Genomic DNA, 23,510 nt, shown 5'->3' with positions numbered 1-23,510 from the left:
GTCAGAGGCCGTCTGAAAATAATGAATACCATACAGAAGAAATTTTATGTCTAAACAAAAAGCTCCTTTTTTTAAACGACTGGGCAGGCTTTGCCGTTTGGCGGCTTGGTTGTTCCGAACCGGTCGGAATTTGCGTGCCATCGATGGCAATAATGCAGAGGAACGCAATCATGCGGTGGTTGTTTTGGGAAAAGGTGCGTTGGATGCTTTGGATATCGAATTGGAAATCGGTGTACCGCCTCAAGGAAATGTGAGCGGTACATTGGTAGTGGCCAACCATGTGTCTTGGTTGGATATTTTTGCCATGAGCGCCGTTTATCCGAGCAGTTTTATTGCCAAGCAGGAAATCAGCGGTTGGCCGGTTTTGGGAAAAATGGGTAAAAATGCCGGCACGGTGTTTATCAACCGCAATTCCCGCCGAGATATTGAGCCGATTAATCAGGCGATTTGCGCGGCATTGAAAGCAGGACAGAATGTCAGCTTTTTCCCTGAGGCGCGCACTTCTTCCGGCTTGGGTATTTTGCCGTTTAAAGCAGCCCTGTTTCAATCGGCAATTGATGCGAAAGCGCCGATTCAGGCAGTAACCTTGCGCTATTATGATGATGACGGACAACGGACGGACTTGCCGTCTTATGCGGAGGTAAACCTGTTTCAGTCTTTGTGGCGTATTGTTTCTATGAAGAAAATCCGTATCCGTTTGGATTTCTCGCCTCAGTACAAACCGACAGATATGCCGGATAAAGACCGCTATGCTTTGAAGGATATTGCGGAAACAGCCATCGGCGAAATTGTGGCTTCGGATTCGCCCGTTCAGCCTTTACCTAAAAAATAATTTCGGTCAGGTACTTGTTTTCTTTCAGATAGCCTTTATTTAATGATTCAGCTGTTTTCGGTTGGGTTAAATTGATAGTTTAATATAATTAATATTATTTGAACTATAAATTATACAAATCGATAGGCCTGCATTACAATACAAGCATTGATTTATTTCTCTAACCCGAATTTTTAAAGGAGCTTAAAAATGGCTTTGCAAGATCGTACCGGTCAAAAAGTACCTTCCGTAGTATTCCGCACTCGTGTCGGCGACACTTGGAAAGATGTTTCTACTGATGATTTGTTCAAAGGCAAAAAAGTAGTCGTGTTCTCTCTGCCTGGCGCATTTACTCCAACTTGCTCTTCTTCTCACCTGCCACGCTACAACGAATTGTTTGGCGCGTTCAAAGAAAACGGTGTTGACGCTATCTACTGCGTATCTGTAAACGACACTTTCGTTATGAACGCTTGGGCCGCTGAAGAAGAAGCTGACAACATCTACATGATCCCTGATGGCAACGGTGAATTCACTGAAGGCATGGGCATGTTGGTTGGCAAAGAAGACTTGGGCTTCGGCAAACGCTCTTGGCGTTACTCCATGCTGGTTAATGACGGCGTGATTGAAAAAATGTTTATCGAACCTGAAGAACCAGGCGATCCTTTCAAAGTGTCTGACGCTGACACTATGTTGAAATACATTGCTCCTGACTGGAAAGCTCAAGAATCTGTTGCCATCTTCACCAAACCTGGCTGCCAATTCTGTGCTAAAGCTAAAAAAGCTTTGCAAGACAAAGGCTTGTCTTACGAAGAAATCGTATTGGGTAAAGATGCAACTGTTACTTCCGTACGCGCTATTACCGGCAAGATGACTGCTCCTCAAGTATTCATCGGCGGCAAATACATCGGCGGCAGCGAAGACTTGGAAGCTTACTTGGCTAAAAACTAATTGCCTGTATGCTTGAGACGGTTTGAATAGGCCGTCTGAAAGATAAAATATAGAGTTATTCAGACGGCGTTTGCAAATCGGCGTTCTGAATAACTCTATATTTACAAGTAGAATTTGAGATTATTGTTTTAAATCGATATTTAGGTATTGACTATTGATTTTCAAATTTTGATAGTTTATGAAGTTTAGACCGTCTGAAAACGGATAACCTGATGGCAATATCGGTTTGGATAGAGACAGTAAGGATAAAATATGAAAAAGATTCAAGCAGATGTGGTGGTACTGGGCGGCGGTACAGCCGGTATGGGCGCATTTCGCAATGCCCGCCTTCATACAGACAATGTTTACCTGATTGAAAACAATGTATTCGGAACAACGTGTGCGCGTGTCGGCTGCATGCCGTCCAAATTGCTGATTGCGGCTGCAGAAGCGCGCCATCATGCTCTGCATACCGATCCGTTTGGCGTGCACTTGGATAAAGACAGCGTAACGGTAAACGGCGAAGAAGTCATGCACCGCGTGAAGTCCGAACGCGACCGTTTTGTCGGTTTTGTGGTCAGCGATGTAGAAGAGTGGCCTGCCGACAAGCGCATTATGGGTACGGCAAAATTTGTTGACGAACACACCGTCCAAATCGATGACCATACGCAAATTACTGCAAAAAGTTTTGTGATTGCCACCGGTTCGCGTCCTGTGATTTTCCCACAGTGGGAAGCTTTGGGCGATCGCTTGGTTGTAAACGATGATGTTTTCTCTTGGGATACTTTGCCTAAAAGCGTGGCCGTGTTCGGCCCCGGCGTTATCGGTTTAGAGTTGGGTCAGGCTTTGCACCGTTTGGGCGTGAAAGTTGAGATTTTCGGCGTAGGCGGAGCCATCGGCGGCATTTCCGACCCTGTTGTCGCTGAAGAAGCCAAAGCTGTGTTTGGCGAAGAGTTGGCTTTGCATCTGGATGCTAAAACCGAAGTCAAACTGGATGCGGAAGGCAATGTTGAAGTTCATTGGGAACAAGACGGCGAAAAAGGTGTGTTCGTTGCCGAATATATGCTGGCAGCCGTAGGCCGTCGTCCGAATGTGGATAATATCGGTTTGGAAAATCTGACTATCGAAAAAGATGCACGCGGCGTGCCTGTTGCTGATCCGCTGACCATGCAAACCAGCATTCCGCATATCTTTATCGCAGGCGATGCGTCCAATCAACTGCCTCTGCTGCACGAAGCTGCCGACCAAGGAAAAATTGCCGGCGACAATGCAGGCCGCTATCCGAATATCGGCGGTGGTTTGCGCCGCAGTGTAATCGGCGTGGTGTTCACCAATCCGCAAATTGCCTCTGTCGGCTTGAAATACGCGCAAGTTGCGGCGAAATATCAACCCGAAGAGTTTGTAATCGGCGAAGTTTCCTTCCGAAACCAAGGCCGCAGTCGCGTTATGTTGGTAAACAAAGGCCATATGCGTTTGTATGCCGAAAAAGCAACCGGTCGTTTCATTGGTGCGGAAGTTGTCGGCCCTGCTGCCGAACATTTGGCACACTTGATGGCTTGGGCGCATCAAATGAAAATGACGATTCCGCAAATGTTGGATATGCCGTTCTACCATCCGGTTATCGAGGAAGGTCTGCGCACTGCATTGCGTGATGCCGATGCAAAACTGAAACAGGCTTGATTATTTGATGGAATAAAGGCCGTCTGAAACCCGTAATGAGGTTTCAGACGGCCTTTTTTATACTTTGAAGCTTTTACTTTTAAATCAATTCTAAATCCGGGCCGGCATTTTGTGCGCGGCGGCTTCGTAATTGAATGTCTAGGCGCAAATCGTGTGCGGAGTCGGCATTTTTAATAGCGTCTTGATAGCTGATATCGCCGTTTTCATACAAATCATACAAGGCTTGGTCAAAAGTAATCATGCCCATGCCGGTTGATTTTTTCATCATTTCTTTGATGTTGTGGACTTCGCCTTTTCGAATCAAGTCGGCAATAATGGGCGAATTGAGCAAAACCTCGACAGCCGCTACGCGCCCCCGTCCGCCTTCACGGGGAATCAGGCGTTGTGAAATAAAGGCTTGCAGGTTGAGCGATAAATCGGTTAGCAATTGGTTACGGCGCTCTTCGGGGAAGAAGTTGATGATGCGGTCGAGCGCTTGGTTGGTACTGTTGGCGTGTAGCGTTGCCATACACAAATGGCCGGTTTCCGCGAAGGAAATGGCGTAGTCCATGGTCTCGCGGTCGCGGATTTCGCCAATCAGGATAACATCCGGCGCTTGGCGCAGGGTATTTTTCAGCGCAATCGGCCAATTTTCGGTATCTACGCCGATTTCGCGTTGGGTAATAATGCAGTTTTTGTGTTGGTGGATAAATTCAATCGGATCTTCGATAGTAATAATGTGGTCGAAGCTGTTTTCGTTTCGATAGTCGATAAGGGAAGCGAGGGAAGTGGACTTGCCCGAACCTGTACCGCCGACAAAAATAACCAGACCGCGTTTTCTGAGGGCGATGTCTTTCAGAATCGGCGGCAGATTGAGTGTTTCAAATTTCGGGATATTGCTGGTAATGGAGCGGAACACCAAAGCAGTTGCGCCGCGTTGAACCATGGCATTGACACGGAAGCGGCTGGTATCGGGCAGGCTGATGGCGAAATTGCATTCGTTGGTGGTAGAAAATTCTTCGATTTGTTTGGAAGACATAATCGAAAAAGCGATTTCCATACATTTTTCAGCGCTTAACGGCTCATCGGTTAGCCGCATGATTTTGCCATCCACTTTCATGGCCGGCGGGAAATTGGTGGTAATGAAAAGGTCGGAGCCTTTGTATTTGTTCATGTGGCGTAGCCAAGTGAACAATTCTTCTTTTGCGCCCGGAGTATTTTCGTCAAACATAAGAATTTAGATAGTTAATGTTAAGTTATTTTATTGAAAATAATTATAACAGAAGCAATCATTATTTGCTGTTTTGCCGCTAGAGCGGCTATCTGTTTTAAATTGAGTGTCGCGCTGGGAATATAGCAGATTTTTCAGCATCCCTGTGATTTTAAATTCTGCTGTTATAATGTTGCCCGATTAGTGAACGGAAAGGTAATGAGATGTCAGTACAAACAATTGCCGTGGTCGGCGCAATGGAACAGGAAATCGAGCTTTTGCGTGAAAGCATGGCAGATGTCAAGCATGTGTCCTTCGGTAAATTTTCGGCTTATGAAGGCGAATTGGCCGGAAAACGCATGGTTTTGGTTTTGAGCGGTATCGGTAAGGTCAATGCGGCGGTTTCGACTTCTTGGGTTATTCATCAGTTTGCACCGGATTGCGTCATCAATACCGGCAGCGCAGGCGGTTTGGGCAAAGGCCTGAAGGTTGGCGATGTGGTCATCGGCGAAACTGTGGCGCATCATGATGTTGATGTAACGGCTTTTGGTTATGTTTGGGGGCAAGTGCCGCAACTTCCTGCCGTGTTTGCATCGGATGCAAACTTGATTCGCCAAGCAGAAAAGGCGGCGCAAGTGTTTGAAGGTGCGGCCGTAACGCAAGGCCTGGTCGTCAGTGGCGACCGTTTTGTACACAGCAGCGAAGGTGTTGCGGAAATCCGCAGTCATTTCCCAGAAGTCAAAGCAGTGGAAATGGAAGCTGCGGCGATTGCGCAAACCTGTCATCAATTGGAAGTGCCTTTTGTGATTATTCGCGCGGTATCTGATTCGGCAGATGAGAAAGCGGACATCAGCTTTGAAGAGTTTTTGAAAACGGCTGCCGTCAGTTCGGCGAAGATGGTGACCGAGATTGTCAAATCGCTATAAAATCATGCAGAAGCGTTGAATTTCCGTTAGAATACGGAACGATTCAACCTTATTCTAAGGCCGTCTGAAAACCGAATCCCTGTTTTTTCAGACGGCCTTTCAGCCTTTAATTGCATTTATCTTAATAACAATATGAAAAACATACGGAATTTTTCCATCATTGCCCACATCGACCACGGTAAATCGACGCTTGCCGACCGTTTTATCCAATACTGCGGCGGCTTGGATTTGCGCGAAATGAGTACGCAGGTACTCGATTCCATGGACATCGAAAAAGAGCGCGGCATCACCATCAAAGCGCAGACCGCCGCGCTCAACTACAAAGCACGCGACGGGCAGGTATATCAACTCAACCTGATTGACACGCCGGGACACGTCGACTTCTCTTACGAAGTCTCCCGCTCGCTGTCCGCATGCGAAGGCGCGCTTTTGGTTGTTGACGCGTCGCAAGGCGTGGAAGCGCAAACCGTGGCGAACTGCTACACCGCGATTGATTTGGGCGTGGAAGTCGTGCCTGTCTTGAACAAAATCGATCTGCCCGCTGCCGACCCCGAACGCGTGGAACAGGAAATCGAAGACATCATCGGCATCGATGCCGTTGGTGCGGTGCAATGTTCAGCCAAAAGCGGCATCGGCGTGGAAGACGTTTTGGAAGAAATCGTTGCCAAAATCCCCGCACCGACCGGCGATGAAAACGCGCCGCTGCAAGCCGTTATCGTCGATTCGTGGTTTGACAACTACGTCGGCGTGGTCATGTTGATTCGTGTGAAAAACGGTACCATCAAGCTGAAAGACAAAGTGCGCTTTATGAGTACCAAGGCGGAAACTCAGGTTGAGCAACTGGGCGTATTCACGCCCAAATCGGTTCAGAAACAAGAACTCAAAGCCGGCGAAGTAGGCTTTTTGATTACCGGCGTGAAAGAATTGGGACAGGCAAAAGTCGGCGACACGGTTACATTGGTTGCCAACCCCGCTTCTGAGCCGCTGCCCGGTTTCCAAGAAGTGCAAAGCCAAGTATTTGCAGGCCTCTACCCCGTGGAAAGCCACGACTACGAAGCTCTGCGCGATGCTTTGGAAAAATTGCAGCTTAACGATGCTTCGTTGAAATTCGAGCCTGAAGTTTCCCAAGCATTGGGATTCGGCTTCCGCTGCGGTTTCTTGGGCTTGCTGCACTTGGAAATCGTGCAGGAACGCTTGGAGCGCGAGTTCGACATGGATTTGATTACCACCGCGCCGACGGTGGTTTATGAAGTCGTGTTGAAGAGCGGCGAAAAAATCGAAGTCGAAAACCCGTCTAAACTGCCCGACATCGGCAGCATCGAAACCATTCTCGAGCCGATTATTACCGCGACCATCCTCGTGCCGCAGGAATACGTCGGCAACGTCATGACTTTGTGTAACCAAAAGCGCGGCGTTCAGGTCAATATGCAGTATATGGGCCGTCAAGTCATGCTGACTTACGATTTGCCCATGAACGAAGTTGTGATGGACTTCTTTGACAAACTCAAATCCACTTCGCGCGGCTATGCCTCGTTGGACTACCATTTCAAAGAGTTCCAACCGTCTGATTTGATTAAGCTCGACATCATGGTCAACGGCGAAAAAGTCGATGCCCTGAGCCTGATTGTGCACCGTCAAAGCGCGGTTCACCGAGGCCGCGAACTGGCAGCGAAAATGCGCGAGCTGATTCCGCGCCAGATGTTCGACATCGCCGTCCAAGCCGCCATCGGCAGCCAGATTATCGCCCGCGAAAACGTCAAAGCCCTGCGTAAAAACGTTTTGGCGAAATGTTACGGCGGCGATATTACGCGTAAGAAAAAACTTCTCGAAAAACAAAAAGCAGGCAAACGCCGCATGAAACAAGTGGGCAACGTGGAAATCCCGCAAAGCGCATTCTTGGCGATTCTGCAAGTGAGTGATAAATAATGAGTATAAATCTGACTTTAGGCGCAATTGTTGTACTGTTGGCCGGCTTGGTTCTCAACTTCAAAAGCAGCAAAGAGCGTCAGGAAAACGGCGAATGGAGCTCCGGCCTGCAATGGAGTTATCTCCTGTGCATGGTCGGCGTATTCGGCATTTTGTCTGAATTTATGAGCTTTACCGCCGTATTGCTGGTGTTTGTCGTGTTTACCGGCATGGTTTGGGCAATCCATAAAGGCCGTCTGAAAAAAAGCGAGACCGGCGAAGACAATGCACATTTTACCGACTATATGGGCGGCTTTTTTCCCATCATCTTGGTTATCTTTGTATTGCGCAGCTTTATTGCCGAGCCGTTTCAAATTCCGTCCAGCTCCATGCGTCCGGGCTTGGTCAAAGGCGATTTTATCTTGGTAAACAAATTCTCTTACGGTATCCGCCTGCCAATTTTGAATAAGGTCATTATTCCTGTCGGCAATATTGCCCGAGGCGATGTCGTGGTGTTCAATTATCCGCTTCAGCCAGAGATGAATTACATCAAACGTATCGTCGGTATTCCGGGTGACGTTGTGGAATATCGTGATAAGGTTTTGACTGTTAACGGTGAAATTATTCCCGAAAAACCAAATGGTAATTATCAATACGCAGATGATACCGATCCGTCTATGATTCATACGCTTGAGCGTTTTCAGACGGCCTTGAACGGCAAAAACTTTGACGTGGTCAAAGAAGCCGGTCAGCCTTCCGTATCCATTGCCGTATTGAACAAATACACCTCCGAAGTGATGCCTGAAAGCAATTACTCGCTTGAAACAAGCGGTTTGGAAAATTGCGAATACGCAGAAGACGGCAATGGCTTTATCTGTAAAGTCCCAGAAGGCCGTTATTTCGCGATGGGTGACAACCGCGACAACAGCGCCGATTCTCGTTACTGGGGATTTGTTGATGACAAACTGATCGTCGGTAAAGCCTTCTTTGTTTGGATGAACTTTGGCGAACTCAGCCGTATCGGTACCAGCATCCAATAAGCAATAAACAGATTAAAAGGCCGTCTGAAATTTTTTAGACGGCCTTTTTTGTATCTATTTTTTGTCTTTTAACGAACCTAAATAAATTGCCAATAAAGTCAAAGTAGCGCCACTCCATTGGACGGTATTAATCGGTTTATCCAGCCAGAAATAATCGATTAACATAGCGGCGACTGGTTCGGAGAGCAGTAGGAGGCCGGTCAGTGACAAGGATAAAAGCGGGATGGCGTAAGCAATCAATGCCCAAGCGAAGCATTGCATAACGATGCCGTAGATGGAGACTAGAATCACATCGTTTAAAGTTTTGGGGTAAAGATGGGCGGCATCGAATAGCAATGATGGGATGACCAGTGCCATTGCTCCGCCTAAGCTTAAAATCATCATCAGTGGAAACAAACCGACTTTTTCCTGCTCATGGGTTTTGCGTACGAAAACCATAGACAGGGCCAGCATGGCGCCGGACACTACGCCGCTGACAAATCCCCATGCGGCGTTGTCGTTATGACCGAACTCCGGGCTGCCGATTAAGGCGACGCCTATGGTGGCCAATATCAAACTTAAAATTTGCAGGGCGCTTAGACGTTCCGAATAAAAGAAGAAGCCGATGGCGGCTAAAAAGAAAATCTGCAGGCTGTTGAGCAAGGTGGAAATGCCGGGGCCTACGGAGTGAATGCTTTCGTGCCAAAGGGCGAGGTCGAATGCGAGGAAAACGCCGGATAAGATTGCGTAGCCAACTGTTTTTCTTTTCGTGGGCATTTTTTGCCTGAAAAAACGCCCGAGCAAGAAGAATATAGGGGCGGCAATCAGCAAACGCCAGAATGCGATGGCGTAAGAGCCGACATCGACAAATTTGACGATCAAACTGCCCAAGCCGAAGACGACGCAGCCGACGACCAATAGGGGCGCTGCATAATTTCCCGAACGTGTCTCCATCGGCTTCTCCATCAATCAAATGAAGACGATTATTCCATAAAAGATGGATGAGGCGCTAATGATAAATAATGGTGAGCCAAGATAAATGTTTATGATGAAAGGCCGTCTGAAAGCTGTTTCAGACGGCCTTTTGATGATTTTCTGGATTGATTTAGTATGGTTATAGTATAAAATCGTTTTACGCCGTGTTTTCAGACGGCCTGATCAGTTTTGGTTTTGAGAAAAGGATATTGGAAATGGCAAACCCTATTCGTGCGTTTTTGGATTATGTGCCGTCGGTTGATGAGTCTTGTTTTATAGATGAGACTTCGGTTGTGATTGGCGAAGTGTCGCTGGCGGAAGATGTATCCGTTTGGCCTTATGCCGTATTACGCGGAGATGTGAACAGCATTTCTATCGGCAAGCGCAGTAATGTGCAGGACGGCAGCGTTTTGCATGTGTCGCATAAGAATGCGGCGAAGCCTGACGGTTCGCCTTTGATTATCGGCGATGATGTGACGATTGGGCATAAGGTCATGCTGCATGGCTGCCGAATTGGGAATCGTGTGTTGGTGGGCATGGGTTCGATTATTTTGGACGATACGGTTGTCGAAGATGATGTGATGATAGGCGCGGGTAGTTTGGTGCCGCCGCGCAAGCGTTTGGAAAGCGGTTTTTTATACGTCGGCTCGCCTGTGAAACAAGTGCGTCCGCTGACTGATGAGGAAAAGGCATTTTTGACGTATTCGGCTGCGCATTATGTCCGCCTGTCCGGACAGCATAAAATTTCAAAATAAGGAAAACCAATACAATGAACGCAATTTATCTGGCTTCAGGCAGTCCGCGCCGTCGTGAGATTTTGGAAAATTTGGGTTTCACGGTACACCGCCTCCCAGCGGATATTGATGAAACCCCTAAAGAAGGCGAAGCCGCGCTAGAGTATGTGCGCCGTATGGCCTGCGAGAAAAATCAGGCGGCGGTGGCGCAATGGTTTGCAGCTCATGATCAAGAGCCTGAGTTTGCTGTATTGACGGCGGATACGACGGTGGCGGATGGTGCAGTTATTTTGGGTAAACCGGAATCCGAGGCGGATGCGGTCGATATGCTGGAACGCTTGTCCGGACGGACGCATCAAGTGCTGACGGCTGTATGCGTTTACTGGCAAGGCGTGCGCCATGATGTGGTGCAGACGAGCGAAGTACGCTTTAAAACGTTGACGGCTGAGGAGATTGCAGCCTATGTTGCCAGCGGCGAGCCGATGGATAAGGCTGGTGCGTATGGGATTCAGGGTTTGAGCGGCGTATTTGTCGAGCATTTGCAGGGCAGTTTTACGGGCGTGATGGGTTTGCCGGTTTATGAGACCGCTCAGCTACTAAAATCTTTGGGTTTGGAAGCGCCGCCGTTTGCTTAAAATTAGGCAAATGCCGTCTGAAAGCGTGCCGACAAAAACGCCTGTTTCAGTTACAATACTGCCTTAAACAGCTTGCTTGAAGAAAGATATGAAAGAACATAAGGCCCGGAAACGCTTCGGGCAGAATTTTTTGCAGGATACGCGGATTATTAGCGACATTGTCAACGCGGTCAGACCGCAGCTCGATGATATTGTGATTGAAATCGGCCCGGGCTTGGCCGCCATTACCGAGCCTTTGGCGAAAAAACTCAATCGCCTGCATGTTTGCGAAATCGACCGCGACATCGTACGACGTCTGAAAACCTTGCCGTTTGCAGATAAATTGGTGATACACGAAGGCGATGTATTGCAGTTTGATTTCAACAGCATTGAAGGCAAGAAAAAAATTGTCGGCAACCTGCCGTACAATATTTCCACGCCGCTTTTGTTCCGATTGAGCGAAGTGGCAGACGATGTGATCGATATGCACTTTATGCTGCAAAAAGAAGTGGTCGAACGCATGGTGGCGCAGCCGAAAACCAACGACTATGGCCGTCTGGGCGTGATGCTGCAATATTTCTTCGATATGGAAATGTTGATTGAAGTACCGCCTGAGTCCTTTGATCCTGCGCCGAAAGTAGATTCGGCCGTCGTGCGCATGATTCCGGTGAAACACCGCATCGGTAAAGCGGAAGATTTTGAACACTTCGCCAAACTGGTGAAACTCGCTTTCCACCAACGCCGCAAAACCATACGCAATAATTTAAAGGAACTTGCCGGCGATGATGACTTGCAGGCAGTCGGTATCAATCCGCAGGACAGGGCAGAACACATTGCCGCTGAGAAATATGTGGAATTGAGCAATTATCTGGTTCAAAAGGCCGTCTGAAACAGTGATGGCAATTTTTAAGCAACCTCCTATTCAATGGGGGTTTCTAGGTGATTCATATTTGTGGCGCGAGTTGGCGCAGTATTTTTCCGGTAAGGATATGCCGACTGAGCGACATCGTTTTGAAGCAGCAATTATCGGCGCAGTTTGGGTATTGACCGGGCATCGTCTCGATAGGGAAGAGCAATTTAAAGTCAATCGGTACAATAAAGGCGGAACCTCCGGCGGCATAGTCAGTTGCCGCTTTTGGCTGGAAACGGCTATTCCTTTGCTTTGGCAGCGGCAAGCGCAACTCAAGCCCCGGAAATTTTGGCAGTTTGGAAAGAAATAATGATTAAATTCAAAAATGTACACAAACATTTTAAAGATTTGCACGTTATCAACGGCGTGAATCTGGAAGTCAAGCAAGGCGAAGTGGTCGTTGTATGCGGCCCTTCGGGCAGTGGCAAATCGACGCTGATTCGTACGGTAAACCAACTCGAGCGCATTGAAAGTGGCGAGATTTGGGTGGACGGCATCAATGTTGCCGATCCGAAAACCGATTTGAACAAAGTGCGCGAAGAAGTGGGCTTTGTGTTCCAAGGGTTCAATCTGTATCCGCATTTGACTGTCTTGGAAAACATTATTCTTTCTCCGATGAAAGTGAAAAACCAAAGCCGTGAAGAGGCGGAAAAGAAAGCAATGGAGCTTTTGGAACGCGTCGGCTTGGCGCATAAAAAAGACGCGCTGCCCGGCCAGCTTTCCGGCGGTCAACAGCAGCGTGTGGCGATTGCACGCGGTTTGGCGATGGAGCCGCGCGTGATGTTGTTTGACGAGCCGACTTCCGCTCTTGACCCTGAAATGGTCGGCGAAGTATTAAAAGTGATGAAAGACTTGGCGGAAAGCGGCATGACCATGATGTGTGTGACCCATGAGATGGGTTTTGCACGCGAAGTTGCCGACCGTGTGATTTTTGTCGATAAAGGCCAGATTCTGGAAGATGAAACGCCGGAAGAATTTTTTACCAATCCGAAACACGAGCGTGCCAAACAATTCCTGCAACAGGTGATGACACATTAAACTTAGGCCGTCTGAAATTTCAGACGGCATGATCGGTTTGAATGATTTTGAAAGTTGAAGATAATGTATTTTGTTGACCGTACTGCTGTCGTGCTGAAGCCGACCGCCCGTTTTTTGGAATGGTTGAAATCCTCCGATGAGAATATGCCCGATTTGACCATCGAGCAACTGCGCACCAACTGCTCCGTATTCCTGGTGCCGCAATTTGACGAACCCGAATCTGTCATTTCCTATTTTGACGAACGCTACCAGCAGATTTTTGAAGCCGAATTGGCAGGCTGGGACATCGATAAAAGCAAATGGCCGCAAGACATGAGCCTGAAGGCTTTTTGGGAATTTTTCGATACCGAAATCCATGATATGGTTTTGGATATGGAAGAGGCGGAATTGAACATTACGCCTGTTTTCGACAATATGATGTAAAGCCGTGCGAAGTTTTCAGACGGCCTTAAAGCCCTCGCGTTCTTTGAAAATTCTGATTGTCTTCTTACACTTTTCGGCGTTGGCCTTATGCCTTGCAGAGTTTTACGGCTGGATGATGTGGCTGGGTTTGGCGGCGTTGGCCGGCTGTTTTGCCTATGCTTGGCGCAGCGTTAATTTTCACACTCGAAATGCGGTCAGAAAAATCATTATCGACCGCCAATACCGTGCGACGGTTTACTTGAATGACGAGGAAGAGGGAAGAAGCGCGGTTTTGCAAGACAGCAGTATGTTGACGGTTTACGCTTTGTTTTTGCAATGGAATGTTGACGGAAAAATGATCAAACACTGCATCTTGCCCGATATGGCCGACCGCGATGCCTACCGCCGTCTGAAAGTATGGGCGCGCTGGTGTCGGGAAAAAGAAGACAAAGCAGAACTTGCGGCAGATATGGATTAAACGGCTGTTTCAGACGGCCTTTTGAAGCGATCAAAACAATGAAAACATTACAAGACTGGCTTTCTCATTTGGAGACTGCCCATAGTTCCGGCCTGATCGATATGGGTTTGGAACGCGTGGGAGAAGTGAAAAAACGCATGAATTTGGTGCCGCAGTGTCCTGTCGTCGTGGTGGCGGGTACCAATGGCAAAGGCTCCGTATGCGCTTATTTGTCGCATATTTATAAAGAAGCCGGTTTCAAAGTCGGTACGCTGACCAGTCCGCACCTTCTGCGTTACAACGAACGAATCGCCATCAACACTCAGCCTGTTTCAGACGACCAGATTGTTTCCTCATTTGAGCGCATCGAAGCGGCACGCGGTGAAATTTCGCTGACGTATTTTGAGTTTAATGCTTTGGCCGCCGTCGATATTTTCATGCGTGAAAATGTGGACGTAATGATTTTGGAAGTCGGTTTGGGCGGACGATTGGATGCCGTGAATGTATTCGATGGCGACTGTTCGGTCGTTACCAGCGTGGATTTGGATCATCAGGCATTTTTGGGCGATACCGTCGAGCAGGTCGGTTTTGAGAAAGCCGGGGTGTTCCGTAGCGGCAAACCAGCCGTGTGCGGCCAAAACCCTGCGCCTGAATCATTGGTCAAACACGCAGAAGAAATTGGCGCAAAACTGTTGATGGTCCAGCGAGATTTTGATTTTGCGTCAATGGAAAGCGTGCAGTGGAATTACCGCTTCCATCCGCAATCTTCAGACGGCCAAAGCCGTAACCGCAATTCCTTGCCGTTTCCTGCTTTGCGCGGTGCCTATCAGTTGTCCAATGCCGCGTGCGCACTGACTGTTTTAGAGTGTCTGAACAATCAGCTGCCCGTTGACATCGGCGCGATTAAACGCGGTTTGCTGTTGGTTGAGAATCCTGGACGTTTCCAAGTTTTGCCCGGCCGTCCGCTGGTGGTCTTGGATGTCGGTCACAATCCGCACGCAGCCCGTGCTTTGCGCCGCAGTCTGATTAACCTTGCCTTTGCCCAAAAACGGACCGCCGTATTCAGTATGTTGTCCGACAAAGATATTGACGGCGTGCTGGAAATCGTTAAAGACCAGTTTGACGAGTGGAATATCGCGCCTTTAGATGTACCGCGCGGCATGATGGTGGAGGCTTTGCAGGCCAAATTGGCTGAACACGGCATCGACAATGTAAATGTTTTTGAAACTGTCGCCGCAGCCTACCGCGCTGCTTTGGCGAAAGCAACCGAAAATGATAGAATCGTTGTTTTCGGCTCATTCCATACTGTTGCCGATGTAATGGCTGTTTTGAAAGAACACTAACGAGGAAATTATCATGTCCGACAATAAACAAAAAGAAACTCCAAACGGATACGATTTAGACGGTTACGAACAACTTAAACGCCGCAACCGCCGCCGCTTGGTTTTGGCCTCCGGCTTGGTGGTGGCTTCAGGTATGCTGTTCGGTCTGGCGCTGACATCGGGCGACGATAAAAATTCACCGTTTAAGGAAGCCCCTGTCGGTCAGACTCAAGTCAAAACGGCGGATGAGCCCAGCAAGGCTGTTGTCCTAGAGCCGAATAAAGAGGATGTCGCGATGGCTGAAGAAGCAGCCCGCCATGCGGATGCAGAAGCGCAAAGCAAACCTCAAAATGCCGGCGATGAAGAAGACAATGCGCCGGTCGAAGTGCTGAAGCCGAGCCGTGAATCCGCTCCCGAAGATGTCGGCGAGCCGTTGGTTTTGATTAACGATACTTTGGATGACGGCAATATTAAAGGCTTGGAAGAGTCCGAGCGTATTCAACGCGCTGAGGCCGCCAAACGCGAAGCTGCCGAACGCCGAGCCGAAGAACGCCGCCAACGCCAGGCAGAACAACGTGCTGCGGCACGCAAGGCACAAGCCCAACAGGAAGCGGATGAAAAAGAAAACGCATTGGCTGCTAAAAAACGCGCACTTCAAGCGCGTGCTGAAAAAGCAGAGCGTGAAGCCGCTGCCGAGCGCAATAAATTGGCTCAATTGGAAAAGGCAGAGAAAGCCATTGCCGAGCGTAAATCTGCCAAAAACAGCAAAGACAGCGTAAAAGACAAGGCCGAACCAGCCAAGAAAGCAGAAGCCAAAGTTGAAAAAACAAAAAATGAAAAAGCTAAACCAGAAACGGCCAAAGCAGAAAAAGCCGATAAGGTAAAAACTGCCGAGAAGCCGTCTGAAAAAGCCAAACCTAAAGCTGAAAAAGAAACAGCAGAAGCCAAGCCTGCGAAAAAAGCCGCTATTCAGGCTGGTTATGCTGAAAAAGAACGCGCACAAAGCCTGCAACGTAAAATGAAAGCCGCAGGTATCGATTCGACCATTACTGAGGTGATGACCGATAAAGGTAAGGTGTATCGCGTGAAATCAGCCAGTTATAAAAATGCACGCGATGCCGAGCGTGATTTGAACAAATTGCGTGTACATGGCATTGCCGGTCAGGTGACCAGTGAGTAATTTGCCTGTTGCCGATTTGTTGGCTGCCGCCGTCATCGTCATCTGCATCATTATCTCGCTGACGCGGGGGATTATTGCCGAAGCAGGGGCGATGGTGGCGTGGATTGTATCGTTTATTGCTGCCAGAGCGCTTGCCGTGCCGTTTGCCGATGTGGTCTTTAAATCGGTTGAGCCGCATGCTTTGGCGGTTGCCATGGGTTTTGCCGCTGTGTTTTTTCTGGCGTGGCTGTTGCAAAAACTGGCACGGTCGCTGTTAAGCAGTTTGGTGTCTGCCGTTGGTCTGGGAAGCATCAATCGTTTGCTTGGCGGCGTATTCGGTGCAGTAAAAGGTGTGATTTTGGTAACACTGGCTGTGATGGTTTTTTCGCATACCGATTTGCCGAAGACGGAAGAGTGGCAAAGTTCCCATACGATTCCGTATTTTGAATCGCTTGCCGATGCCGCAATGCCGTATCTGCCGGGAAAAGAAGATACGCATGAGGAAGCGGATGATTGATGTTAACGGATTCAGACGGCCTATGGGCCGTCTGAATCCGTTTTTATTTGCGTAAATTTGACATCATATTGTCAACAATTTGAGCAAACTCATCTAAATTATTTTATAATGACAGCTTACCCATTTAATCTTCAAATTCGGAGAAGCACGATATGTGTGGTGTATTAGGTTTGGTTAGTCATGAGCCGGTCAATCAGATGTTGTATGACGGTTTGCAGATGTTGCAACACCGTGGTCAGGACGCAGCAGGTATTGTTACTGCCGAAGGCAATATATTTCATATGCACAAGGGCAAAGGCATGGTGCGCGAAGTGTTCCGTACCCGTAATATGCGCGACTTGGTCGGTAATGCTGGCATCGCGCATGTCCGCTATCCGACTGCAGGTAATGCGGGCAGCAGCGCAGAAGCACAGCCGTTTTATGTCAGCTCCCCATTCGGCATTGTTTTGGCACACAATGGTAATCTGACTAATACTGAAGAGCTCTATGAAAACGTATGCAACAAACACCTGCGCCACGTTAATACCAGCTCCGATTCTGAAGTCCTACTCAATGTATTCGCGCACGAATTACGCCGTGAAGTCTCTAAAAATACAGCCCCTTATCAACTTACCATCGACAATATTTTCAACGCCGTTTCCGAAGTACACCGCTTGGTGCGTGGCGCATACGGTGTCGTAGCCATGATTGCCGGATACGGCATGCTGGCTTTCCGAGATCCTTTCGGTATCCGTCCGTTGGTTTTGGGTTCGCAAATTGACGAATCCGGCAAAAAATCTTATGCTGTTGCCTCCGAATCCGTTGCCTTTAATGCACTTGCCTATGATTTGGAACGCGATATCCATCCGGGCGAAGCCGTATTTATTGGTTTTGACGGCACGATTATTTCCCGTCAATGCAGCTATAAAGCCAAATTAAGCCCTTGTCTTTTCGAATATGTTTATTTTGCCCGCCCGGATTCCGTCATCGATGGCGTTTCCGTTTATCAGTCCCGTATGGATATGGGCGTATCTTTGGCAGAAAAAATCAAACGCGAGCTGCCTGTCGACGATATCGATGTTGTTATGCCTATTCCCGATACCAGTCGGCCCAGCGCGATGGAGCTTGCCGTCCATCTCGAAAAACCTTACCGCGAAGGTCTGATTAAAAACCGCTACATCGGCCGCACCTTTATTATGCCCGGCCAGGCAACACGCAAAAAATCAGTACGCCAAAAACTCAGCCCGATGGAAACTGAGTTTAACGGCAAGAGTGTTTTATTGGTGGATGATTCCATCGTACGCGGTACGACCAGCCGTGAAATCGTTGAAATGGTACGCGCGGCAGGTGCACGCAAAGTCTACATTGCTTCTGCAGCTCCCGAAGTGCGCTATCCAAATGTGTATGGTATCGATATGCCGACCCGTGAAGAACTGATTGCAAACGGCCGCAGCGCAGCAGAAATCGCAACCGAGATTGGCGCAGACGGCATCGTCTTCCAAAACTTAGAAGATTTGGAAGCAGTAGTCAAAGCACTCAATCCGAAAATCGAATCCTTTGATTCTTCATGCTTCAACGGTGTTTATCAAACCGGCGATATCGACGAAGCATATCTAAACCGCCTCTCCGCCGAAAAATCAGGTTGCGGCGGCTTGAAAGTACATCCAAGCAAAATGGAACACAGCATCAGTATCAGCGATAGCGATGATGAAGAATAAAGTAAATTGACTTACAATAAAGGCCGTCTGAAAATTAACGTTCAGACGGCCTTTAATTATGTTTTAGACACATCATGAGTACCGAAACCAAAAATTACATCACGCCTACCGGCTGGCAGGCATTGAAAGACGAACTTTATCATCTGGTCAACAAAGAACGCCCGGAAATCGTCCAAATCGTTAACTGGGCGGCAAGCAATGGCGACCGCAGCGAAAACGGCGACTATCTTTACGGCAAACGCCGCATGCGCGAAATCGACCGCCGTATCCGCTTCCTAACCAAACGCTTGGAAGCCGCCGTCGTCGTCGATCCAGAAGCGCGCGAAGCCACGGACCAGATTTTCTTCGGCGCAACCGTTGGCTTACTGCGCGGAGACGGTCGAGAACAAACCGTCAAAATCGTCGGCGTAGATGAAATCGATACCGCTAAAAACAAAATCTCATGGATTTCCCCTTTGGCACGCAGCCTGATTAAAGCACGCGAAGGCGACGAAGTTGTCTTGAATACGCCGGAAGGACAGGAGGTTATAGAGATTTTGTCGGTGGAGTATATTAAGATTGAATGATTATGTATGAATAAAAGCTATTAAGGCCGTCTGAAAAATAGACTTCAGACGGCCTTTTATTGATTGTATCTACACTTTTAAGATTTTCCGGCTTTATCCCCGATTTTGCTTTCTTTGCCTTGAAGCAGGTTTTGAATATTGCTTTTATGGCGGTATAACACCAATGCGGCAATGAATACGGTTGCCCATGCCCAAGAGGCGTGCGGCATCATGAAGAAGGCGAAGATGGGTGCGCAGACGGTGGCGACCAGTGCGGCGAGGGAGGAAACTTTGAAACCGAATGCCATGACCAGCCAAATCAAGGCGCAGAGCAGGGCGGTTGCGGGGGAGAGGGCGAGCAAGACGCCCAATGCGGTGGCTACGCCTTTGCCGCCTTTAAAATTGAAAAATATTGGCCACATATGGCCGACCAATGCGGCAATGGCGACCAGGGCTATTGTTGCATCCGACAAATCTAAAGCATCTTGCAGGCAGCGCGCCAAGATGACGGCAACCAAGCCTTTTACTGCATCGCCGAGCAGGGTCAGTGCGGCCGCTTTTTTCTTGCCGCTGCGCAAGACGTTGGTGGCACCGGGATTGCCGGAGCCGTAAGTGCGCGGATCGTCCATGCCGTAATATTTTGATACGATGACGGCAAAAGACAGGGAGCCGATAAGATAGGCGGCAATAATGGCGAGTACATTGAACATTTTGGGTGCTTTACTTAAAATGGGAATGGTTATTCTATCAAAAAAACGGACAGGCAAATGGATAAAATCTTTTTGTACGGCATGAAGGCCGATACTTTAATCGGCGTATATGATTGGGAACGTGAGCGTAAACAGACTTTGATTTTGGATTTAGAAATCAGTGTTCCCGAGCGTACGGGCACAAGCGACGATATCGGCGACACCATCCATTATGGCGAAGTATGTGAAGTCGTACGCCGCAACCTTGCCGAACAGGATTTTTTACTGCTGGAAACGTTGGCGGAACATATCGCCCAATTGATTTTAAATGATTTTGGTGCGGTCAAAGTGCGCGTCCGTATTGTGAAACCGGGCATCTTGCCTGATGTGGCGCAGGTTGGTATTGAAATTGAACGCGCTCGGGAATAGGGCTTATCTATGCCGTCTGAAAAAGGATTTCAGACGGCCTTTAATATTTAATAATTTGGAAATGAGGTAAAAAATGGATTTGAAAGAAACTAAATTAAGCAGCGAGCCAATCTATGAAGGTTCTTTTGTTACCATCAGCCGCGATCGGGTGCGCTTGCCCAACGGCAATGAAAGCCAACGGGTTGTGATCCGTCATCCGGGTGCTGCGTGTGTGTTGGCGGAAACGGAAGACGGCAAAGTTGTTTTGGTTCGCCAATGGCGTTATGCCGCTGATCAGGCGACGTTGGAATTGCCGGCGGGTAAATTGGATATTGCAGGCGAAGATCCTGCCGAATGCGCTTTGCGTGAGTTGGCGGAAGAAACGCCATACGTTGCCGACAGTGTTAAATTGTTGTACAGCTTTTACACAGCAGTCGGTTTTTGTGATGAGAAAATGTATCTCTACCAAGCGCAAGGCGTGCGTTTGGGCAGCGAGTTGAGCAATGATGAAGATGAAATTACTGAAACTGTCTTGATGAGCAAGGAAGAGGTGTGCGCTGCATTGGCAAACGATGAAATCAAAGATGGTAAGACTTTGATTGGTTTGCAGTATTGGTTGACTCAGAATTGATATGTTAAGAGACAAACAAGGCCGTCTGAAAAAGCTTTCAGACGGCCTTGTTTTATTTTGTAGCCGGATTTTAACCTAATAAGGCTGGTGCGAACCGTGTAATCGTATCGCGTAAAACGATGAGTTTGCCGTGGAAGAAATGGGACGAACCGGCAATGGTCACAACAGGCAGGCCTTGGGGTTCTGCCCATGTCAGGGCTTTGTTGATTTCGACGACTTCGTCTTCCGCGCCATGAATCATCAATGTTTTGGCGACATCGGGAACGTCGGATGGTTCCGGGCGGTCTTTGTAGTGATGGACGGCTGCACCCATCAGCAACAGCAAATCAGGTGTGCGTTCTTGGGCGGCAAAGGTGGAAACGTAGCCGCCGAATGAGAAGCCTGCCAGGGCGAATTGCGGTGCGTCTGGATGTTGCGCGCGGGCGTAGTCGATAACGGCAATGCAGTCTTGCGTTTCGCCGCGGCCGTAGTCGTGTTCGCCTTCGCTGTTGCCTACGCCGCGCAGGTTCGGTAGATAGCAGTGAAAACCGAGTTGCGATAAGGCTTTGGCGGCGGTTTGGATGACTTTGTTGGTGTTGGTGCCGCCTTGCAGGGGATTGGGGTGGTTGATGACGGCGACGCCGCGGGCGGACTCTTGTGTGCCTGGCAGGTAGATGGTTTCCAGCAAACCGGCCGGGCCGGGGATTTGAATGATGTCGGGTTTGAGCATGGGTGTGTCCTTGTTTGTTTTTTCAGACGGCCTGAAACGGTTTACAGATAAAAATTCTTGCCGTTGTTTTGATTGTTGGCTTTCAAATCTGCAAGCATCCGTTTGAAGTCCAAGCCGTATTTTTCGCTTAATTTTTCGGCGCGTTTTTTTAAGTTGTCGAGATTTTGTTCTTTGGGGCTGCTTTGGAACGCCATGACTGCTACGTTGCCGTGGCTCTCGGCCGGAAGCTCGAGTACGCGGCCGTCAAAGACGTTGAGCAGGCGTTCGACAAAACGTTGGTAACGCTGATCGCCGCTCCACCAGTTGGTCACAAATACGCCGTCTGGAGAGAGGGCGTTGCGGCAGTCTTGGAAGAAGGGCTCTTCCACCAAAGCATCGATAATCTGTTCGCCGTCAAAACCATCTACCAAAATCACATCGGTATTGTGGCGGAACACTTTAATATATTCCGCGCCATCCGCCTCTATAATTTCAAAATTTTCGCCTTCGTGCGGCAATTCAAACAGGCTGCGCGCCACGGCGATGACTTGCGGATTGATGTCCACGGCGGTTTGCTTGGTATCGGGCAGGTAGCTGTCTATCCAACGGGCAAACGAGCCGCCGCCCAAGCCGATTTGGGTGATGTGTTTGGGCGGGGTTTCTGCAAACAGCAGCCAACCCATCATGGCGCGGCTGTATGACAACACCAGCTCGGACGGATGATCGACATTCATGGAGCTTTGAATGGTGTCGCTGCCCAAGTGCAGGGAACGGATATTGCCTTCTTCGGAAATGCCAACTTCGGGCAGATGGGATTTAGCAGGGCGCAGGCGGCGGTAAGGATGGCGGGGGGGCATGGGCAAAGATGGAAAGATGTAGAAGGCGTTATTTTAACAGAAACCATGATGTTTTGCGCTGGAGCGGTTTTCAGACGGCCTTTGAGTGTGTTGGATAGAAAGATAATGCATGTATTTAATTTTCTTTAAAATCATTGGTTTTTATAATTTCGTGAGTAACTTTGTTTTAAAATGCTTGCCAAGATGGGAACTTATCGGCATAATGCCGACTTCCTTGCCGGTATAGCTCAGTTGGTAGAGCACCTGACTTGTAATCAGGGGGTCCCGAGTTCGACTCTTGGTGCCGGCACCAGTTAAAGACTGATGGTGCTGCAAGGCATTTCAGTAAGCCGGTATAGCTCAGTTGGTAGAGCACCTGACTTGTAATCAGGGGGTCCCGAGTTCGACTCTTGGTGCCGGCACCAATTAAAAGCCCGATTGTGAAAGCAGTCGGGCTTTTTGCTTATGCTTTGATATTTTAAAAGCAGACCTTATAATACCGCGTTTCCATTTATAACAAAGGGCTGCCCACCGGGCAGAACACACAACACCATGATTACCGTAAACACTTTGCAAAAAATGAAAGCAGAGGGCGAGAAAATCGCTATGCTGACCGCTTATGAATCCAGCTTTGCCGCGCTGATGGACAATGCCGGCGTAGATGTATTGCTGGTCGGCGATTCTTTGGGCATGGCGGTACAAGGTCGTCAGTCCACTTTGCCGGTGAGCTTGCAGGATATGTGCTACCACACTGAATGCGTGGCTCGCGGCACTCAAAATGCCATGATTGTCAGCGATTTGCCGTTTGGCGCGTATCAGCAGAGCAAAGAGCAGGCATTTGCGGCGGCGGCCGAATTGATGGCGGCCGGCGCGCATATGGTCAAACTCGAAGGCGGCGTCTGGATGGCGGAGACCACTGAATTTCTGCAAATGCGCGGTATCCCTGTTTGCGCGCACATCGGCCTGACCCCGCAATCCGTGTTTGCATTCGGCGGCTATAAAGTTCAAGGCCGAGGCGATAAGGCGGAAGCGTTGCTCAACGACGCTAAAGCACATGATGCGGCAGGTGCGGCAATCGTATTGATGGAATGCGTTCCTGCGGAATTGGCGAAAAAAGTGACCGAGACCGTTTCTTGCCCGACCATCGGTATTGGCGCAGGCGTGGATTGCGACGGTCAGGTTTTGGTGATGCACGATATGCTCGGCATTTTCCCCGGTAAAACCGCCAAATTCGTGAAGAACTTTATGCAGGGCAAAGACAGCGTTCAAGCTGCGGTCAAAGCCTATGTGGACGAAGTCAAAGCAAAAACGTTCCCTTCTGTCGAACATACGTTTGCCGGATAAAATAAACTCCAGGCCGTCTGAAACTTATTTCAGACGGCCTTTTTAATGAATAAAAGCGTATAATCGGCGCGTGATTTCCGTTGATGA

At 48.8% G+C, this 23,510-nt stretch carries 26 protein-coding genes and 2 tRNA genes; 23 read left to right on the top strand and 5 right to left on the bottom strand.

What is annotated here, in order from left to right:
* The first annotated feature begins 46 nt into the window (after window positions 1–46).
* The 3 genes from ACTHUF_RS06850 (at window position 47) to ACTHUF_RS06840 (ending at window position 3,418) form a co-directional block, all read left to right on the top strand.
* Window positions 47–832, top strand: a complete 786-nt coding sequence (locus ACTHUF_RS06850) for a 1-acylglycerol-3-phosphate O-acyltransferase (RefSeq protein ID WP_440407386.1) — start codon at window positions 47–49, stop codon at window positions 830–832.
* 189 nt (window positions 833–1,021) lie between these two features.
* Window positions 1,022–1,759, top strand: coding sequence for a redoxin family protein (locus ACTHUF_RS06845; protein ID WP_049348362.1), 738 nt, complete (start codon window positions 1,022–1,024; stop codon window positions 1,757–1,759).
* A gap of 252 nt (window positions 1,760–2,011) precedes the next feature.
* On the top strand, window positions 2,012–3,418 hold the full coding sequence (locus ACTHUF_RS06840; protein WP_440407385.1) for a dihydrolipoyl dehydrogenase: 1,407 nt from the start codon (window positions 2,012–2,014) through the stop codon (window positions 3,416–3,418).
* Between the two features lie 79 nt (window positions 3,419–3,497).
* Here the strand turns inward: ACTHUF_RS06840 and ACTHUF_RS06835 are convergent, their stop codons facing one another.
* Window positions 3,498–4,628, bottom strand: coding sequence for a PilT/PilU family type 4a pilus ATPase (locus tag ACTHUF_RS06835; RefSeq protein ID WP_036490451.1), 1,131 nt, complete (start codon window positions 4,626–4,628; stop codon window positions 3,498–3,500).
* A 203-nt stretch (window positions 4,629–4,831) separates the two neighbouring features.
* Here ACTHUF_RS06835 and ACTHUF_RS06830 point away from each other — a divergent pair, with 203 nt between their 5' ends.
* The 3 genes from ACTHUF_RS06830 to lepB all read left to right on the top strand — a co-directional run bounded on the left by ACTHUF_RS06830 (window position 4,832) and on the right by lepB (window position 8,478).
* The gene (locus tag ACTHUF_RS06830) at window positions 4,832–5,533 is read left to right on the top strand and encodes a 5'-methylthioadenosine/adenosylhomocysteine nucleosidase (protein ID WP_204788638.1); all 702 of its coding nucleotides are present in this window, start codon (window positions 4,832–4,834) and stop codon (window positions 5,531–5,533) included.
* A 132-nt stretch (window positions 5,534–5,665) separates the two neighbouring features.
* Entirely contained in the window at window positions 5,666–7,459 is a 1,794-nt protein-coding gene (gene lepA / locus ACTHUF_RS06825; protein WP_036490455.1) for a translation elongation factor 4, read from the top strand.
* Entirely contained in the window at window positions 7,459–8,478 is a 1,020-nt protein-coding gene (gene lepB, locus ACTHUF_RS06820) for a signal peptidase I (protein WP_036490457.1), read from the top strand. The genes lepA and lepB overlap by 1 nt, the downstream gene beginning before the upstream one ends.
* A gap of 54 nt (window positions 8,479–8,532) precedes the next feature.
* On the opposite strand, the gene ACTHUF_RS06815 is transcribed toward lepB, so the two are convergent.
* A complete protein-coding gene (locus tag ACTHUF_RS06815) occupies window positions 8,533–9,411 on the bottom strand; it encodes a DMT family transporter (protein ID WP_152899923.1) in 879 nt (292 codons plus the stop codon).
* Between the two features lie 236 nt (window positions 9,412–9,647).
* On the opposite strand from ACTHUF_RS06815, the gene ACTHUF_RS06810 reads away from it, so the two are divergent.
* From ACTHUF_RS06810 to greB, 12 genes are all read left to right on the top strand, one after another.
* Entirely contained in the window at window positions 9,648–10,187 is a 540-nt protein-coding gene (locus ACTHUF_RS06810) for a gamma carbonic anhydrase family protein (protein ID WP_049348370.1), read from the top strand.
* 14 nt (window positions 10,188–10,201) lie between these two features.
* Complete coding sequence (locus ACTHUF_RS06805; RefSeq protein ID WP_315095059.1) at window positions 10,202–10,801, top strand: Maf family protein; 600 nt, start codon at window positions 10,202–10,204, stop codon at window positions 10,799–10,801.
* A gap of 88 nt (window positions 10,802–10,889) precedes the next feature.
* Window positions 10,890–11,669: a 16S rRNA (adenine(1518)-N(6)/adenine(1519)-N(6))-dimethyltransferase RsmA gene (gene rsmA / locus ACTHUF_RS06800; protein ID WP_315095057.1), complete on the top strand. Its 780-nt coding sequence runs from the start codon at window positions 10,890–10,892 to the stop codon at window positions 11,667–11,669.
* A gap of 7 nt (window positions 11,670–11,676) precedes the next feature.
* On the top strand, window positions 11,677–12,000 hold the full coding sequence (locus ACTHUF_RS06795) for a hypothetical protein (RefSeq protein ID WP_315095055.1): 324 nt from the start codon (window positions 11,677–11,679) through the stop codon (window positions 11,998–12,000).
* A complete protein-coding gene (locus ACTHUF_RS06790) occupies window positions 12,000–12,728 on the top strand; it encodes an amino acid ABC transporter ATP-binding protein (protein ID WP_003747231.1) in 729 nt (242 codons plus the stop codon). The genes ACTHUF_RS06795 and ACTHUF_RS06790 overlap by 1 nt, the downstream gene beginning before the upstream one ends.
* A 63-nt stretch (window positions 12,729–12,791) precedes the next feature.
* Window positions 12,792–13,151 (top strand): hypothetical protein, encoded by a 360-nt coding sequence (locus ACTHUF_RS06785; RefSeq protein ID WP_049322913.1) that lies wholly within the window; start codon window positions 12,792–12,794, stop codon window positions 13,149–13,151.
* A gap of 4 nt (window positions 13,152–13,155) precedes the next feature.
* Window positions 13,156–13,608, top strand: a complete 453-nt coding sequence (locus ACTHUF_RS06780) for a protein YgfX (protein WP_315095053.1) — start codon at window positions 13,156–13,158, stop codon at window positions 13,606–13,608.
* Between the two features lie 38 nt (window positions 13,609–13,646).
* A complete protein-coding gene (gene folC, locus ACTHUF_RS06775) occupies window positions 13,647–14,930 on the top strand; it encodes a bifunctional tetrahydrofolate synthase/dihydrofolate synthase (protein WP_315095051.1) in 1,284 nt (427 codons plus the stop codon).
* 13 nt (window positions 14,931–14,943) lie between these two features.
* The gene (gene ftsN / locus ACTHUF_RS06770; protein ID WP_440407384.1) at window positions 14,944–16,089 is read left to right on the top strand and encodes a cell division protein FtsN; all 1,146 of its coding nucleotides are present in this window, start codon (window positions 14,944–14,946) and stop codon (window positions 16,087–16,089) included.
* Window positions 16,082–16,585, top strand: coding sequence for a CvpA family protein (locus ACTHUF_RS06765; protein WP_440407383.1), 504 nt, complete (start codon window positions 16,082–16,084; stop codon window positions 16,583–16,585). The genes ftsN and ACTHUF_RS06765 overlap by 8 nt, the downstream gene beginning before the upstream one ends.
* A 152-nt stretch (window positions 16,586–16,737) precedes the next feature.
* The gene (purF, locus tag ACTHUF_RS06760) at window positions 16,738–18,282 is read left to right on the top strand and encodes an amidophosphoribosyltransferase (RefSeq protein WP_440407382.1); all 1,545 of its coding nucleotides are present in this window, start codon (window positions 16,738–16,740) and stop codon (window positions 18,280–18,282) included.
* Window positions 18,283–18,356: 74 nt separating this feature from the next.
* Window positions 18,357–18,848, top strand: a complete 492-nt coding sequence (greB, locus tag ACTHUF_RS06755; RefSeq protein WP_049322920.1) for a transcription elongation factor GreB — start codon at window positions 18,357–18,359, stop codon at window positions 18,846–18,848.
* 77 nt (window positions 18,849–18,925) lie between these two features.
* Here the strand turns inward: greB and plsY are convergent, their stop codons facing one another.
* The gene (gene plsY / locus ACTHUF_RS06750) at window positions 18,926–19,537 is read right to left on the bottom strand and encodes a glycerol-3-phosphate 1-O-acyltransferase PlsY (RefSeq protein WP_036490478.1); all 612 of its coding nucleotides are present in this window, start codon (window positions 19,535–19,537) and stop codon (window positions 18,926–18,928) included.
* Window positions 19,538–19,594: 57 nt separating this feature from the next.
* Between plsY and folB the strand changes: the two genes are divergently transcribed.
* Together folB and ACTHUF_RS06740 are read left to right on the top strand one after the other, a co-directional pair.
* The gene (gene folB, locus ACTHUF_RS06745) at window positions 19,595–19,945 is read left to right on the top strand and encodes a dihydroneopterin aldolase (protein WP_440407381.1); all 351 of its coding nucleotides are present in this window, start codon (window positions 19,595–19,597) and stop codon (window positions 19,943–19,945) included.
* A gap of 73 nt (window positions 19,946–20,018) precedes the next feature.
* On the top strand, window positions 20,019–20,555 hold the full coding sequence (locus tag ACTHUF_RS06740; protein ID WP_315095040.1) for an NUDIX hydrolase: 537 nt from the start codon (window positions 20,019–20,021) through the stop codon (window positions 20,553–20,555).
* A 70-nt stretch (window positions 20,556–20,625) separates the two neighbouring features.
* Here ACTHUF_RS06740 and ACTHUF_RS06735 read toward each other — a convergent pair whose 3' ends face one another.
* Entirely contained in the window at window positions 20,626–21,264 is a 639-nt protein-coding gene (locus ACTHUF_RS06735; RefSeq protein ID WP_315095038.1) for an alpha/beta hydrolase, read from the bottom strand.
* Window positions 21,265–21,305: 41 nt separating this feature from the next.
* The gene (locus ACTHUF_RS06730) at window positions 21,306–22,100 is read right to left on the bottom strand and encodes a polyamine aminopropyltransferase (RefSeq protein WP_070695507.1); all 795 of its coding nucleotides are present in this window, start codon (window positions 22,098–22,100) and stop codon (window positions 21,306–21,308) included.
* A gap of 216 nt (window positions 22,101–22,316) precedes the next feature.
* Between ACTHUF_RS06730 and ACTHUF_RS06725 the strand changes: the two genes are divergently transcribed.
* The 3 genes from ACTHUF_RS06725 to panB all read left to right on the top strand — a co-directional run bounded on the left by ACTHUF_RS06725 (window position 22,317) and on the right by panB (window position 23,423).
* Window positions 22,317–22,392 (top strand) — tRNA-Thr (locus tag ACTHUF_RS06725).
* 36 nt (window positions 22,393–22,428) lie between these two features.
* Window positions 22,429–22,504: transfer RNA gene (locus tag ACTHUF_RS06720), tRNA-Thr, on the top strand.
* Window positions 22,505–22,631: 127 nt separating this feature from the next.
* The gene (panB, locus tag ACTHUF_RS06715) at window positions 22,632–23,423 is read left to right on the top strand and encodes a 3-methyl-2-oxobutanoate hydroxymethyltransferase (RefSeq protein ID WP_004521070.1); all 792 of its coding nucleotides are present in this window, start codon (window positions 22,632–22,634) and stop codon (window positions 23,421–23,423) included.
* Window positions 23,424–23,510 lie beyond the last annotated feature (87 nt).

Source organism: Neisseria sp. P0024.S006 (genome assembly GCF_051956595.1).
GTDB lineage: Bacteria > Pseudomonadota > Gammaproteobacteria > Burkholderiales > Neisseriaceae > Neisseria.
The sequence above is the reverse complement of the archived record's forward strand: the minus strand, read 5'-3'. Positions and strand labels throughout refer to the sequence as shown.